15 protein-coding genes and 1 tRNA gene are annotated in these 14873 nt (G+C 70.2%); 10 read left to right on the forward strand and 6 right to left on the reverse strand.

The window, feature by feature from the left end; translation table 11 throughout:
- Window positions 1–134: 134 nt before the first annotated feature.
- From M2266_RS18270 to M2266_RS18300, 7 genes are all read left to right on the forward strand, one after another.
- Window positions 135–217: transfer RNA gene (locus tag M2266_RS18270), tRNA-Leu, on the forward strand.
- A 792-nt stretch (window positions 218–1009) separates the two neighbouring features.
- Complete coding sequence (locus tag M2266_RS18275) at window positions 1010–1498, forward strand: hypothetical protein (RefSeq protein WP_277439148.1); 489 nt, start codon at window positions 1010–1012, stop codon at window positions 1496–1498.
- Window positions 1398–3041 (forward strand): hypothetical protein, encoded by a 1644-nt coding sequence (locus M2266_RS18280; protein WP_277439149.1) that lies wholly within the window; start codon window positions 1398–1400, stop codon window positions 3039–3041. The genes M2266_RS18275 and M2266_RS18280 overlap by 101 nt, the downstream gene beginning before the upstream one ends.
- Complete coding sequence (locus tag M2266_RS18285) at window positions 3031–4062, forward strand: hypothetical protein (RefSeq protein WP_277439150.1); 1032 nt, start codon at window positions 3031–3033, stop codon at window positions 4060–4062. The genes M2266_RS18280 and M2266_RS18285 overlap by 11 nt, the downstream gene beginning before the upstream one ends.
- A 145-nt stretch (window positions 4063–4207) precedes the next feature.
- Window positions 4208–4492 carry a hypothetical protein gene (locus M2266_RS18290; protein WP_277439151.1) on the forward strand — a complete coding sequence of 95 codons (285 nt, stop codon included), beginning with the start codon at window positions 4208–4210 and terminating at the stop codon, window positions 4490–4492.
- A gap of 238 nt (window positions 4493–4730) precedes the next feature.
- Window positions 4731–4904 (forward strand): hypothetical protein, encoded by a 174-nt coding sequence (locus M2266_RS18295; RefSeq protein ID WP_277439152.1) that lies wholly within the window; start codon window positions 4731–4733, stop codon window positions 4902–4904.
- Between the two features lie 178 nt (window positions 4905–5082).
- Window positions 5083–6318: a VCBS repeat-containing protein gene (locus tag M2266_RS18300; protein ID WP_277439153.1), complete on the forward strand. Its 1236-nt coding sequence runs from the start codon at window positions 5083–5085 to the stop codon at window positions 6316–6318.
- Between the two features lie 75 nt (window positions 6319–6393).
- On the opposite strand, the gene M2266_RS18305 is transcribed toward M2266_RS18300, so the two are convergent.
- From M2266_RS18305 to M2266_RS18325, 5 genes are all read right to left on the reverse strand, one after another.
- Window positions 6394–7158 (reverse strand): crotonase/enoyl-CoA hydratase family protein, encoded by a 765-nt coding sequence (locus M2266_RS18305; protein ID WP_277439154.1) that lies wholly within the window; start codon window positions 7156–7158, stop codon window positions 6394–6396.
- Window positions 7155–8789, reverse strand: coding sequence for an acyl-CoA dehydrogenase family protein (locus tag M2266_RS18310; RefSeq protein WP_277439155.1), 1635 nt, complete (start codon window positions 8787–8789; stop codon window positions 7155–7157). The genes M2266_RS18305 and M2266_RS18310 overlap by 4 nt, the downstream gene beginning before the upstream one ends.
- Window positions 8773–9384, reverse strand: coding sequence for a TetR/AcrR family transcriptional regulator (locus M2266_RS18315; RefSeq protein WP_277439156.1), 612 nt, complete (start codon window positions 9382–9384; stop codon window positions 8773–8775). The genes M2266_RS18310 and M2266_RS18315 overlap by 17 nt, the downstream gene beginning before the upstream one ends.
- A gap of 61 nt (window positions 9385–9445) precedes the next feature.
- Window positions 9446–10792, reverse strand: coding sequence for a carotenoid oxygenase family protein (locus tag M2266_RS18320; RefSeq protein ID WP_277439157.1), 1347 nt, complete (start codon window positions 10790–10792; stop codon window positions 9446–9448).
- A 6-nt stretch (window positions 10793–10798) separates the two neighbouring features.
- A complete protein-coding gene (locus tag M2266_RS18325; RefSeq protein WP_277439158.1) occupies window positions 10799–11365 on the reverse strand; it encodes a hypothetical protein in 567 nt (188 codons plus the stop codon).
- A 105-nt stretch (window positions 11366–11470) separates the two neighbouring features.
- Here M2266_RS18325 and M2266_RS18330 point away from each other — a divergent pair, with 105 nt between their 5' ends.
- Both M2266_RS18330 and M2266_RS18335 read left to right on the forward strand, forming a co-directional pair.
- The gene (locus M2266_RS18330; RefSeq protein ID WP_277439159.1) at window positions 11471–11995 is read left to right on the forward strand and encodes a PadR family transcriptional regulator; all 525 of its coding nucleotides are present in this window, start codon (window positions 11471–11473) and stop codon (window positions 11993–11995) included.
- A gap of 186 nt (window positions 11996–12181) precedes the next feature.
- Window positions 12182–12757, forward strand: a complete 576-nt coding sequence (locus M2266_RS18335; RefSeq protein WP_138351212.1) for a TerD family protein — start codon at window positions 12182–12184, stop codon at window positions 12755–12757.
- 69 nt (window positions 12758–12826) lie between these two features.
- Here M2266_RS18335 and M2266_RS18340 read toward each other — a convergent pair whose 3' ends face one another.
- Window positions 12827–14287, reverse strand: coding sequence for an MFS transporter (locus M2266_RS18340; protein ID WP_277439160.1), 1461 nt, complete (start codon window positions 14285–14287; stop codon window positions 12827–12829).
- Between the two features lie 143 nt (window positions 14288–14430).
- On the opposite strand from M2266_RS18340, the gene M2266_RS18345 reads away from it, so the two are divergent.
- Window positions 14431–14871, forward strand: a complete 441-nt coding sequence (locus M2266_RS18345; protein WP_277441252.1) for a MarR family transcriptional regulator — start codon at window positions 14431–14433, stop codon at window positions 14869–14871.
- Window positions 14872–14873: the final 2 nt, after the last annotated feature.

A 14873-nucleotide genomic window follows, 5' to 3' on the forward strand; every position in this document is an offset into this window, starting at 1 on the left:
GGCCCCCGGGGCGGGCGGAAACGGGTGTGATTCCACCCCGGGCGCCGTGCTAATCTTCTCGAGTCGGAAGGCGCTCCCGCACTGCCCGGACCAAGGTCCGGAAGGTGAAGGAGCATCGATCGGCGCCACTTATTGCGCGAGTGGCGGAACGGCAGACGCGCTGGCTTCAGGTGCCAGTGTCCTTCGGGACGTGGGGGTTCAAATCCCCCCTCGCGCACAGAGCAGTACCGGTGAACGGCCCCTTTGCAGTGACGAAAGTCGCTCCGGAGGGGCCGTTCTTCGTTGGAGCGGTGCGGAACACAGATGGCGGACGGCAGCGGTCCATTGCCACCAAGGCCCCCTCGTGCCCCGTGCGTCCCTTGGGTAGTGTCATGGTCATCTGAGAACGGGGTCCGCGGGCGGGGCGCATGGCGGAGGCGTCGATGAGTCTGGTTTGGCGGCGTCCGCCAAACGAACGGGAAGCCTGTTGATCATGCGCGTCCCCCGCGCGCCCGCCGGCGGCGTCGCGACGTCCGTCGTATGGGTGCCGGCGTCCTGCGGCGGTAGCGACTCCAAGGGTCCGGGCAAGATCGCCGGAGTGTCGACAAGCGCGCCGTCCGTGACCCCGTCCCCGACGGCGACCGTGTCGGGGCGGCCGACGGTCACCTTCCCGTCCTCCGCGAAGAAGGTCTTCGAGCGCCGCCGGACCGGCGATCGAAAAAGGGGCCGGCAGCCATGTGCTCTACAACACACAGCCCACCATGAACAAGCAGGGTGTGTGGCAGACCACGAACGTGCTCTCGGATCGAGGCGCGAAGCAGTGCCGGCCGCAACACGGACGGTGAGGGCGAGCGCGTTTCTGGCCTTCGGGTCTCGGCCGACTGCCGCACAAGCCGGCTGTGAATCGTCAACTGCTGCGCTCTCGTGCTGCCACTCAGCAATCACCACATGAACAGGACGGACATTTCGTTGGTACGGGGACGGCTTTATGAGTGAGTTCGCTGGAGTGGATCCGCATCGGGTGCGGTTGTTGGCAAATCGGCTGAAGGACCTCGCCGACGCTCTCGACCGGGAAGGGACAGCCATACGTGCGAACTTCTCCCGGTGGGACGGCACGTTGAATCTCGTGCAGCTCGCCCAGCAGGCCGCCGAGGTCCGCAAGAACGCGAAGGACATGTCCCTGCGCGCGGACCTGGCCGCGAACCTGCTCCGGCAGGGCAACATCTCGTTCTGCGGGGTGAAGGGCGACATGGTCAACGTCCCCTGGGACACGAAGGACATCAACACGGCCCAGGAAGCACAGGAGGAGGCGGCCGCTCTCAAGAAGGCGCTGGACAACCCGAAGGACCCCGCGTCACGGGCGACGATCACGGAGATCGCCCAGTCGATGGGCCGATCACCAGGACGATCCGGCTTATATGACCTCGCTCCTGATCCACGGTGGCGTCAACGACACCGTCAGGGCCGCCACCGCCCTCCACGCGCAGGACGGGACTCACGACGGGGTCGTCCTCAATAAGGACTCCGAAAAGCTCCTGGCCCAGTTCGGGCAGGCCACCAAGGTCATGAGCGATCTCGCGGTGCAGGGAAAGTACCCCCACCCGGCCCCCGACTACCTCGCCGCCCTGACCAGCCCACCCGGCGGCGACATGTGGTCCGTCGGCATGCTCTTCAAGTACGGCCCCAGCGGTGACACCTGGAACCCCAAGGTGCTCTCCGACGTCGGCGGCGCGATGCTCGACTGGCGCGCCAAGCAGTTGTCCGGGCGGACCAGCATGCGGCCCGACTACATGCCCCGGACCGGAAGTGCCGGCTACTACGGCTTCTACACGTCTCCGGGGATCAACAACTGGTACCAGTCCCTCGGCCTGGACCCCCGGTACACCGACCCGGACGGCGGTCCCGCCCTTGTGGCGGCGATCGAGGCCAACGACCCGTCGGTGGCGCTGATGAACCGCGTCGGCGAGAACGCCCAGGCTTCGCGCGCCCTCCTCACCCAGCCCGACGGCGCCGGCCTGCGGCACGCCGAGCAGTTGGTCGACTACCAGTGGCAGACGCCGGGCGCCCACGGACCGCACGACGAGTCCGATCCGATCCGCCGCGTCCTGACCCTCGCGGCCACCGACCGGAGCGCCGCCAACCAGGACCAGTCAGGCATCGCGGCCGACAACATCCTGACCGCCGCGGCCAAAGAGCAGGGCATCTTCGCTGGGCGCGACGACTCCGACAAGAAGGAGCAGTACCAGACCTACCCCCAGGGCACCGCGGTCGCGCTGGCCGCCATCACCGCTACCTGGGCCAAGGATCTCGGCGCGACCAGCCTGACGGCGACCGACGGTACGCACGGCTACGACCTACGCGACCACGTCCTGGTCTCCAACGCGACCGATCTGACCAAGGCCATGCAACTGTTCGCCAAGGACAACCCGGGCGCCGCAGCCATGTTCGACGTCACACTGCACGAGCAGGTTTCGGAGGCGGCGGGCAGTAAGGACGCCACCGATCAGCTCACCAACATGGGGAACTTGGCGGGACTGTTCACGAAGGCGAAGGTCGGAAACAAATACACCCAGGCGCAGCAGCTCGACGAGAAGCACAAGTTCAACACGTACTTGCTCACCACCGCCGGAAGCCTCTTCGGCTACATCCCCGCTCCCACGGCGGCGGCAGGAGAGACACTCTCGAAAGGCATGGAAGCCGCCGCGAAAGGTCTCAAGTACTCGCAGAACCTGGTCACTCTGGGCAGGACGGTCACTGCCCCGCAGACCGATCCTTTCTCCGTGGACAACGCCGGCAAGCAGGAGAAGGTCAACGAGGCTGAGGCCAAACAGGAGTACAGATCCTTCTCCGCGTCGATCGTCCAGGGACTGATCCGCTCGGGCCAGATACCGCCCCCGACAAATCGGCCCTGGTACAACGCGCAGACCGGAACCCTCGCTCCACATGCTGTCGACGACCCGGACTTCCAAGGTTGGTGGTCGAACACGCAGGGCCGGGCTGACTATCTGAACGACTTCAAAAGCGGCTTCGACACCGGCGAGGTATCACCCGATGGCAGGTAAGGCACGAACGCGCACCTTCACCGTTCCCCTTCTGGTCGCCTCGCTCGTGTTGCTGCTCGATGGCTGCACCGGGGGAGGCACCGCCCCCGCCGGCCCCAGCCTCCCCGACCCGGAGCCGGGCAAGGTGGCCTCCTTCGCTCTCGAAGGCCTCAGCACCGAATACGACCTCGGCGAGGCCGTCAGCAGCGGAACTGATGGCAGCTACGTGGCCTCGGACAGCTCCGGCAACGTCTACATGATGAATGGCAGCGACAGCCCCGCCGATGTCCTGCGCATGACGCCCCAAGGCCAGGTGACCCGCTTCGCGCGGATCGCATCCCTGAAATACGCCACCGGTATGGCGGCCACGCCGGACGGCGGACTGCTGCTCGGAATTACAGGCGGTCTGATCCGGGTGGACCGGCACGGCACCCCTACCCCTGCGCAGACCTCGCACCACTTCGACTCCCCGACCCCGATCGGGGCACGCCCGGACGGCTCGGTCATCGTCGTGGACGACGGCAGGGTCTGGTCGCTCAAGGGCGGCGGCGTGACCCTGCTCTACGGCAAGCCCGGGACAAGCGGCGGGCGCGGCACCGTCGACTCGTCGGGAACCGTCTACGTTCAGCCAGCCGCCGGTGACATGTTCGGCGACATGATTGTCCTACCGCTGGGCAAGGCACCGTATCGCCTGCGCATCTCCGGCAACCTGCCCGGCAGCAGCACACCGATCTCCGGACTGGTGCCGGCCACCCTGACCGCCGCTCGCGGCGGCGGGTTCTACGCGATGGTGACGAACGGCCCCCAGTCCCCGACGTATGCCGCATACGTGATCCGTGTGCGGGGGGCGACCGCGACAGCAGTGGCCAAGGGATCCTCCCAGGGCACTTGCGCGGTGGGAGAGCAGTACCCCGCCCTCGACAACCGCTGCACCATGCCGTGGTTCGTCACGCAAAGCGGCAACCGGGTGCTGGTCATCGGAAGCAACACGATGTCGGGCAAGTCGGTGCCCGCGCTCGCCATCCGCGCCGACACGACGTAATGCAGCGCCGCTCTTGCACGGCTCGGAGCGGCGGCCGGAAAGGGTGCCACCACTGCATCGTGTGCTGCGGCGTGGGCAAACCGAGGCAGCCGTGAACAACGTCTGTGGGAATTCACTGACGGATCCGAACGGAAAGGTAGGCGTCATGGGCGTGCCCGACGAAGACAAGCTCGGCAACCTCTGCCGACAGGACATGAACAGGATCGAGGTCTCGGCCACGAGCATCCGCACCGCGATCAAGCAGGTCAATGACCTAGTCGGTCGTGACACATGGGTCGGGCACGCGGCGGACGTCTGGGGAACCGACCTCCAGGGCCGGATGGGGGCGCTGGGCAGGCTCTTCAACTCTTTTCCCGCGGAAGAGAACCGCTTGGTCTCCGAAGCGCAGAAGAAACAGGCTCAGATGAGTTCCCCGAAACCCGGCGGCTGATTGCTCCCCGGGAGGGCGGCCGCGTGCGGCATATCAGGGAGGAGCACCTGGTTTCGTTGGCGGCCGCCGGGCGGTACCCGCCGGTTTCGCATGATGCGCGTCACCTCAGGGGCCTCTCGCGTCCCGAGAACCCCGTTGGCGTTGTCGGACCCCCCGCGTAGATTCATCGCCGGTGTCGTCAACGACGATCACCGAACGATCACACCGGCGCCTCGCGCCGGATCCCGAGGGGGGATTCATGACCGTGATCCATCGAAGGCTGCGCGGATGGCGGCGCGCCGCCGCCGTCGTGCCGGCCGCCGCGCTGCTCGCCGCGGCGGCCGCCGCGACACCGGCGGCCGCCCAGGACGCAGTGCCGGTGCCCGCTCCGAGCGGGCTCGCCAGCACGCCGGCCCCCGACGGGCGGGGGTGACGCCTGCGGGGCGACCGCGCCCTACGGCTACATCGGGAACACCGGCGTCACCTTTGACGCGAAGTCGAACGGCAACTCGTCGGTCTGGTACACCACCGAGTTCCTCGTCGAGCCGAGCGACGGCTCGACGCCGTACGACTACACACAGGCCGGCGGGTACGGCGGAGGCCCGCGCCGGATGCAGCTTCCGGCCGCCGACTTCACCGACGGGGTGACCTACACCTGGCGCGTCCGCGAGGCGGCGCCGGACGGTACGGCCTCCGACTGGTCGGCCGCGTGCCACTTCATCGCCGACCACACACCGCCCGCCTCGCCGGTCGTGAAGTCCAAGGTCTTCCCGCCTTACGGCTCCACGACTCCGGCGCCGCCGGTCCGCACCACGGGCGCCTTCGCCTTCCAGGTGTCGGGGCCGGCGGCGGCCGACGCCGTGCGGTTCGAGTACGCGCTGGACGGCGCCATACGCGGCCTCGGTGCCACATCGGTGCCGGTCGGCGCTGACGGCAGGGCGACGGTGAAGCTGACTCCCACCCAGTGGGGGACGAACTGGATCAATGTCCGGGTGGTGGACCGGGCGGGGAACGTATCGCAGGACACGCGGTACACCTTCATGGTTTCGTCCCTTGCCGAGCAGGACCACTTCGGCGACCTCAACGGCGACGCGCATCCCGACCTGCTGGCCGTCGGCGCGGACGGGAAGTTGTATGTCCTGTACGGGAAGGGCGACGGGACCCTGAGGAAGGCGGTGACGTACGCCGACTCCGGCGGCGCATGGGCACCCGGGGCCGTGGTGCGGAACGGGGACTTCAACTGGGACGGCTACCAGGACCTGCTCAGGGTGAGCGACACCGGGTACATGTCGGCCTACGGCAACAACGGTCTGGGTGACTTCAGCCAGTACTCGCAGAGCCTGGGCAAGTGGACCCGGGACGACGGCACCAGTTGGACAGCCGCCACGCAGCTTCTCCACGGCAGCGGGGAGGGCGATCTGCTCAGCGTGGAGAACGGCCAACTGCTGAAGTGGGAACCGGATTTCGGACCGATGATCCCCACCGTGCTGGCCACCGGCCTGGAGCACCGCACGGTCGTCACCCCCGGCGACGTGACGGGTGACGGTGTCGCCGACATCCTGTTCCGCGACGACGTCTCGGGCCTGCTCACCCTGGCGGCGGGCAACGCCGACGGAACGCTCGCCGACCCTGCGGCCTGGACCGCGTACGGCAGGGGCTTCACCGCCGCGGCCTACCCGCGGATCCTCAGCGCCGGGGACGCCGATGGTGACGGTGTCGCCGACCTCTACGCCGCCGACAAGCGGGGCGTGCTGAAGTTCTTCGCCGGACTGAAGGGCGGCGGCTTCGCGCCCGCCACGGGGGCGCACGGCGCTCTGGACTGGACGACCGTGGTCTCGGCCGACTGACCACAGCGTCTGACCGCGTGCAGCCGTCTGCCGCGCATCCTTCGGGGTGCGCGGCAGACGCGTTTTCCGGGTGCGTCAGATGGTGGTGAAGTCGCCGTGGCGGCCCAGGCCCGAGGTGAAGCGGCGGGCGCCTTCGGCCACTTCGGCGAGGGCGGCGGTGGCGTTGTGGAGTTCCCGGCGGAGGGCCTCGGGCTCGGTGCGGCCCGCCTGGGTGCGGGTGGACTCTCGGTCGGCGCGCATGCAGGCAGCGGGGTAGCGGGCGATGTCGGCGGCAAGCTCCCGGGCGGCGCGGAGGGCTTCGCCCGGGGGTACCAGGCGGTTGACGAGGCCGATGGTGTGGGCTTCGGCGGCGGGGACCGGGCGGCCGGTCAGGATCAGGTCCATCGCCCGGCTCTCGCCGATGAGGCGGGGCAGCCGTACGGTGCCGCCGTCGATCAGCGGAACGCCCCAGCGGCGGCAGAAGACGCCCAGGACGGCGTCCTCCTCGGCGACCCGCAGGTCGCACCAGAGGGCGAGTTCCAGGCCGCCCGCGACGGCGTGGCCGCTGATCGCGGCGATGACGGGCTTGGACAGCCGCAGCCGGGTGGGGCCCATCGGGCCGTCGCCGTCCTCGGCGACCCGGTTGCCGCGGTCGGTGCCGACGGCCTTGAGGTCCGCCCCGGCGCAGAAGGTGCCGCCGCGGCCCCACAGGACGGCGACAGCCGCGTCGGGGTCGGCGTCGAAGTCCCGGAAGGCCGCGGTGAGGGCGGCGGCGGTGGGGCCGTCCACGGCGTTGCGTGCCTCGGGGCGGTTCAGCACGACGGTGGTGACGGGGCCGTCTCGCTCGACGTGGACGGTCATACGGCGTGGCGGGCGCGGTCGATGAGGGGTGCGGTGTCGGTGCCCGCGGGAAGGGTGCCGAAGGCGCGGCCGTGGTCGCCGCCGAGCCGGGAGGCGCAGAACGCGTCGGCCGACGGGCTGCCGTACTGGACGAGCAGCGAGCCCTGCAGGACCAGCGCCATCGACTCCACGATGCGGCGGGTGCGGAATTCCAGGTCGGCGGGGTCGCCGAGCTCCTTCTTGAGCTCCGCCACGGACGCGTCCAGGCGCCGGTCGGCGCCCGCCGCCAGGTCGATCTCCGCGAAGAACGCCTCGACGGAGTCGGGCTGACGGGCCATCGCGCGCAGCGCGTCGAGCGCGGAGACGTTGCCCGAGCCTTCCCAGATCGACATCAGCGGAGCCTCGCGGTAGAGGCGGGGCATGCCCGACTCCTCGATGTAGCCGTTGCCGCCGAGGCATTCGAGGGCTTCCGCGGCGTGCGCGGGACCGCGTTTGCACACCCAGTACTTGGTGACGGCGAGCGCCAGCCGCCGGAAGGACTCCTCGGCGGCGTCACCGCGCGCCGCGCGGTCGGTGGCGCCGGCCAGCCGGATCGCGACGGTGGTGGCGGCCTCGGACTCGACGGCGAGGTCCGACAGGACGTTGCGCATCAGCGGTTGGTCGATGAGCGGTGCGCCGAAGGCCGTGCGGTGCGCGGTGTGGTGGACGGCCCGGATCAGCCCGGCGCGCATGCCGGTGGCGGCGCCCAGGACGCAGTCCAGGCGGGTCAGGTTGACCATGTCGATGATGGTCCTGACCCCGCGGCCCTCCTCACCGACGAGGTAGCCGACGGCGCCCTCGTACTCGATCTCGGCGGAGGCGTTGGAACGGTTGCCGAGCTTGTCCTTGAGGCGCTGCAGGTGGATGCGGTTGCGGGTGCCATCGGGCAGGACCCGAGGCAGCAGGAAGCAGGAGAGGCCGCCGGGGGCCTGTGCGAGGGTCAGGAACAGGTCCGACATGGGCGCGGACGTGAACCACTTGTGACCGGTCAGCGCGTAGGTGCCCTCCTCGCCGCCGACCGGGACGGCCCGGGTGGTGTTGGTGCGGACGTCGGAGCCGCCCTGCTTCTCGGTCATCGACATGCCGGCGATGAGGCCCCGCTTGCCGGCCGGGGCGCGCAGCCCGTAGTCGTACTCGCGGGCGGCGAGCAGCGGCTCGTACGCGGCGGCGAGCGCGGGGTTGGCGCGTAGGGCGGGAATGGCGGCGTACGTCATGGAGATCGGGCAGATGTGGCCCGGCTCGACCTGGCCCCACACGTAGAGCTGTGCGGCACGGGCGACGTGGGCGCCGGGGCGGTGGTCGCGCCAGGGCGCCGCGTGCAGGCCGTTGCTGACGGCGGTGTCCATCAGTTCGTGCCAGGCGGGGTGGAACTCGACCTCGTCGATGCGGTTGCCGAACCGGTCGTGGGTGCGCAGCACCGGTTCGTTCTCGTTGGCCGACCGGCCCAGTTCCTGGACGCGTTCGGTGCCCGCGAGCGTGCCCAGGGCGTGCAGCGAGTCCTCGGACCAGCCGGCCCCCTGACGGTGCAGGCCCTCGATGAGGGCGGGGTCGGCGGCGACGTCGTGGCCGGTCAGGGGCGGTGCTTGGTTGGTGACCTCATGAGTCTGCGGCATTGCGTCCTCCCAGAGCGCGTAGGGCGAAGGAGACCAGGGCGGGGATCAGGTCGTCGGGTGCGCCGCCGTCCGCGAGGGGCCCGACGAGGGCTTCGCCGACGGCTCCCACCAGGGCGGCGGCGGTGAGGTTGGGGTCCTGGGCCGGCAACCGTCCGGAGGCGACGCCGGTGGCGATCTGTTCCGCGATCACATCGCGGAACGCGCGGCGGAAGACGAGGCGCTCGGCGTCGACGGCGGCGTCGACCGGCTCGGCGAGCAGGGCGTAGGCCAGGCGCGGTGACTTCAGCGCCCGCCCCGCGAAGGTCTCCACGACGGCGGCGACCCGGTCGTGCGGGTCCGCGGGCCGGTGGGCGGCGGCCCGCACGGCTTCGACCTCCCGGCCGCAGACCACGCGGAACAGCTCCGCGACGAGCTCGGCCTTGCTGGGGAAGGAGCGGTACACGCTGCCGGCCGCGATACCGGCCCGTTCGGCGACCGCGGCCACCGAGCAGGCGGCGTATCCGCGTTCGGCGAGCAGCTCCACCGCTCCTTGGAGCACGGCGTCACGCTGGGCGTCGAGGCGCGCCTGGATGGTGGGGGTCCTGCGATAGGGCATACGTAGAAGTGAAGCAGTGATTCAGTTCTTCAACAAGAGTCGGGCCCGGGGCACGCGCCGCTCACTGGTCGGCGAGCCAGTTGCCGTGGAATCCGTAGGGCACCCGCTGGGGCAGGTGGATGGTCGCGACCGGCGGTGCGGCGAGGTGCTCGGCGTCCAGGACGACCAGGTCGCTGGTGTCGGTGCCGGCGTCGTACACGTAGGTGAGCAGCCAGCCGGGGCCGCCCGCGACATCGTCGGCCGGGGCGAAGGCGGCTTCGCCGGGGGTGCGGCCGGGGGCGAACTCATGGCTGGTGACGCCGCCGGTCCGCAGGTCGTAGCGGAGCAGGGCGCCGGCCACCGGTCCACGTCCCAGGCCCTCGGCGGTGGTGGTGTGGCCGAACCGGGCCTGCAGACCGGCGAGCCGGTCGTCGATCCGGGGGAACTCGCACGGCCGGTCGTCGATCTGCTCCTCGGCGACGGTGCCCGTCACGAGGTCCAGCGTCCAGCGCCACAAGGTGGCGGGCTGGTGGGCCAGGTCCGGTGCGTAGTGGTGCGGATAGCGCGTGACGTGCAGGACGATCCGGTCGCCGTCGTCCTCGTCGTACGCGTTGAGGCCGTGGAAGACGTAGCAGGGGTCGATCGGCAGCCAGCGGACGGCGCCGTAGGGATCGTCCCGCCGCAGCACGCCGAGCCGGGCGCCGTACGCGGGGTCCCACTGGTACGGCATGCCGCCGCCGGGGCGGGTGGCCTCCTGGATGTTGAAGACGACGGGCAGGTCCATGAACACCACGTGCGAGGCGGTGAGGTGGAAGTCGTGCATCATCGTGTGCGCCGGCACGTCCACCGGGCGGCTGACGACCAGCTCGCCGGAGGCATCGGCCCGGTGGTAGGTGAGGTACGGCGCGGTGAGGCCGCCGTACCCGAAGAAGTGCAGCTCCCCGGTGGTCGGGCAGGTCTTGGGGTGGGCGGTCATCGGGGTGTCGAGCCGGCCGCCGAAATCGTGCGGGCCCACGGTCTCCAGCTCATGGCCGGGACGGCAGTCGATCTCGTACGGGAACGAGGCCTCGACGAGGGCGAGGGTGCGGCCCGCGTGCCGGACGACGTGGGTGTTGGCGGGGCCGGCTGTCAGGTCGAGATTGCCCTGGTCGTCGTAGATCCGGGCGCCGCGGGTGAAGGTCGAGGTGCGGACCCAGCGGTTGCGGTACGAGGTGGCGCGGCCGCCCTCCAGGCGGACGCCGTGCACCATTCCGGCGCCGAAGAACCAGTGCGGGGAGGCGGCGTCCTGCGGGTTGGGGCCGTTGCGCAGGTACCAGCCGGTCAGCTCGGGCGGGATCGATCCGGTGACCGGCAGGTCGTAGGCGGTGAGCTCCTCCGCGACCGGGGCGAAGTTGCCCGCCAGGTGCGGGGCGGCGGACTGCTGGGACATGCGGGATCAGCCTTCCTGCGCGCCGGGCGCGGAGAGGCGGGCGCGGACGCGGTCCGGGTAGCGGGCGGTGAAGAGCGCGGGGAGCACGAAGCCGGCGACCTGGATCGGGATCGAGACGCCGCTGCCCAGGTCCGCGTGGTAGACGGGGACCAGCACGGCGGCGGTGACGGTGAAGGCCGCGGCCCAGACAGCGGTGATCACCACGTTGATGCGGCGGAAGACCGGGCTGTTCCAGACCTCGGGCGGCGCCTGGCGCTTCGCGATGCCGATGGTGAAGGGGCGGCGGACGGCGAGGGTCGCCCAGGCGGTGACGGCCAGCCAGCCGAGCGACAGCGCGCCGCTGTAGTCCTCCAGGCCGGAGTCCGGATTGGCGAAGGCGACCACGGTCAGGACCGCGAAGAAGGCGATGGTGCTGAACTCCAGAATCTGGGAATCGGCGGCGACGCCGGCCTTGCGGTCCTGGATCAGCAGCCAGATGCCGAGAACGAGACCCGTGAGGGCCCCCCACTGCCAACCGGCCGCGGAGACGGCGGCGAAGGCGATCCAGGGGATGAAGCCGCGCAGGTAGTTCATGACAGGCCTTCCAGTGGTCCGGGTGTCCGGCGTTCCATTTCCGACGTGTCAAAAGTAGAACGTCCAGCGTTGACGTGTCAAGAGTGGAATGTAAGGATGGAACGTATGAGCCTCCGCCACGCACTCCTGGGCCTCCTGGTCGAACGTCCGGCCAGTGGCTACGACCTGATGAAGCTGTTCGAGACCTCCCTCGCCAATGTCTGGCCCGCGACCCAGAGCCAGGTCTACGGCGAGCTGGGCCGTCTCGCCGATACGGGCCTGCTGGAAGTGGCCGCGGAAGGACCGCGCGGCCGCAAGGAGTACGCCCTCACCGACGAAGGCCTCGCCGAGCTGCGCCGCTGGCTCACCGAGACGGAGCCCGAACGCGTACGCCGCAGCGAGACGTTGCTGCGGGTCTTCTTCCTCGGCGTCCTCACTCCGGTGGAGGCGTGCGCGTACCTCGGGAACGAGGCCACCCGCGCGGCCGATCACCGCGCCTCCCTGAAGGAGCTCGAGGCGGCGGTGCACTGGGGGGACGACCAGCCCTCCGTCTACGGCCGGCTGGCCCTGGAGTACGGGCTGCGCTTCACCGCCATGCAGGAGGAGTGGGCCCACTGGGCCGCGGACCAGGTCGTCGGCCGCCCGCGCTGAGCCGTTGCCGGCCGCGCGGTCGGGTTCCCGTCGTCGGTCGGCCGAGTGGCGGAGCGGCCGGTGCCGTCCAGCCGCGCAAGGGTGGCAGGCCGACGGGAACCGGGGCAGGGTGGTTTCCGTTGGAGCTATTGGGCAAAGGAATCGTCAAGCGGCGCGGCCCGCGCCGGATTGAGCAGGGAGTCCATCATGGGTGTCAGTCTCTCCAAGGGCGGCAATGTCTCGCTGACGAAGGAGGCCCCCGGTCTGACGGCGGTCACCGTCGGCCTGGGCTGGGACGTGCGCACGACGACCGGCACGGACTTCGACCTGGACGCGAGCGCGCTGCTGGTCGACACGACCGGCAAGGTCGTCTCGGACAAGCACTTCATCTTCTTCAACAACCTCAAGAGCCCGGATGGCTCGGTCGAGCACACCGGTGACAACCTCACCGGTGAGGGCGAGGGCGACGATGAGGCCGTCAAGGTGAGCCTCGCGACCGTTCCGCCCGAGGTCGACAAGATCGTGTTCCCGGTCTCGATCTATGAGGGCGAGAGCCGTCAGCAGAGCTTCGGCCAGGTCCGCAACGCGTTCATCCGTGTGGTGAACCAGGCGGACAACAACGAACTGGCCCGCTACGACCTCACCGAGGACGCCTCGACCGAGACCGCGATGGTCTTCGGCGAGCTGTACCGCAACGGCGCGGAGTGGAAGTTCCGTGCCGTCGGCCAGGGTTACGCCTCGGGGCTGCGCGGCATCGCGCAGGACTTCGGCGTCAACCTCTGACCTGCGTCGCGACAGCGAAGGGCCGCGCGACGACTGTCGCGCGGCCCTTCCGCGTTCGCGGTGGACCCGTCACGCGGGCTGGTCGGCGGGCGCGTTGACGGCGGCCGGCCCGGAAGCCGCGACCTGCGGCCGGGTGTGGCGGGCCGGAATGAAGGCCGCGATCAGCAGGGCGGCGAGGCCGGCCCCGCACGCGATCGCGAACGCGGCCCGGAAAGCGTTCAGCGTGGGCAGCGGCACGCCCCCGAACGGCTGCGTCATGTGGGCGAGCACCACGCCGATGACCGCACTGGAGACCGAGGTGCCGATGGACCGCATCAGGGTGTTGAGGCCATTGGCCGCAGCTGTCTCCGACAGCGGTACGGCGCCCATGATCAGCGCGGGCATGGCCGCGTAGGCGAGCGCGATGCCGGTGCCGATGACCGCCGAGATCAGGACCACCTCCCAGACCGCGTCCATCAGGAACAGCCCCATGGCGTAACCGGCGGCCACGACCGTCACGCCCAGCATCAGCGAGGTTTTCGGGCCGCGGGCGGCCGAGAGCCGCGCGGACAGCGGCGAGACCACGATCATCACCAGCCCGCCGGGGGCCAGGCACAGCCCGGCCGCGACCATCGACTGGCCGAGCCCGTAACCGGTCGCCTCGGGCAACTGCAGGAGCTGCGGAAGCACGATCGACATCGCGAAGAGGGCGAACCCGACCAGGACCGACGCGAGGTTGGTGAGCAGCACCTGGGGGCGGGCGGTGGTCCGCAGATCCACCAGGGGCGCGGTCGTCCGCAGCTCGAAGGTGCCCCACCCGAGCAGGATCAGGACGGACGCGGCGAGCAGTCCGAGGGTGGTGCCGCTGCCCCAGCCCCAGTCACCGCCCTTGGACACGGCCAGCAGCAGGCAGACCAGGCCGGCCGAGAGCCCGACGGCGCCGGGGAAGTCGAAGCGCGCGGGGGTGCGCACCGGCGACTCGGGGACCAGGAAGAAGATGAGCGCGGCGGCGGCGACCCCGAGCCCGGCGGAGCACAGGAACAGGGAGTGCCAGTCGAAGTGCTGCGCGATCACCGCGGCACCCGGCATGCCGAGCGCCCCGCCGATGCCGAGCGAGGAGCTCATCAGGGCCATCGCCGAGCCCATCCGCTCCTTGGCCAGCTCGTCACGCATGATGCTGATGCCGAGCGGGATGACGCCCATCGCACCGCCCTGGAAGGCCCGCCCGATCACCATCGGGAGCAGCGAGGTGGAGAAAGCGCAGATCAGCGAGCCGATGATCAGCAGGCCGAGGCTGACCAGCAGGATGCGCCGCTTGCCGTACATGTCGCCGAGTCGGCCCATCACGGGGGTGGCGACCGCGCCGGCCAGCAGGGTGGCCGTGATCACCCATGAGGCGTCGGAGGCGGAAGCGTGCAGCAGTGAGGGGAGTTCGGGGATCAGGGGGACCACGAGGGTCTGCATGACCGCCACGACGATGCCCGCGAACGCGAGCACCACGACGATGGAGCCGCCCCGGTCGCGAGCCGCTGGATCGGATATTTCGGGCACGTGTACCGCCTCCGGGTGAAGTTGTTGATGTGCACGATACACATGATGTGTATCGTGCACATTGCGTACCTTGGGAGTACGCGCGGCGCGCAGGACGCGGTGACATAGGAGGCAGTGTGCTGGAGCGACTCGAACGGGAGTTGATGCTTGTCGCCCGGCACCAGGTGATGGCCCGCCGGGACCCGCCGGGCGGGCGGCTGGAGAAGTCCGCCTACCTGCTGCTGACCAGGATCGAGGCGGACGGCGCGATGTCCATCGGGCAGCTCGCGGAGGCGTTCGGCCTCGACGCCTCGACCGTCAACCGGCAGACGGCCGCGCTGCTGCGGGCCGGGCTGGCGGAGCGCGTCGCCGATCCGGACGGCGGAATGGCCCGGAAACTGCGGATCACCGGCGAGGGCAAGGACCGCCTCGCGGTGGACCGGACCGCTCATCTGGAAGGCCTGGGCCGGGTGCTCGCGGCCTGGACGCCCCGGGAGATCGAGCAGTTCGAGAACGTTCTCGCCCGGTTCAACCGCAGTATCGAGACGCTGGAGGGACGCGAATGGCCCCGCCCGGAATCGGGCGGGGCCACCGAGGCGACGTAAAG

It is taken from the genome of Streptomyces sp. SPB162 (assembly GCF_029504575.1).
Classification (GTDB): Bacteria; Actinomycetota; Actinomycetes; order Streptomycetales; family Streptomycetaceae; genus Actinacidiphila.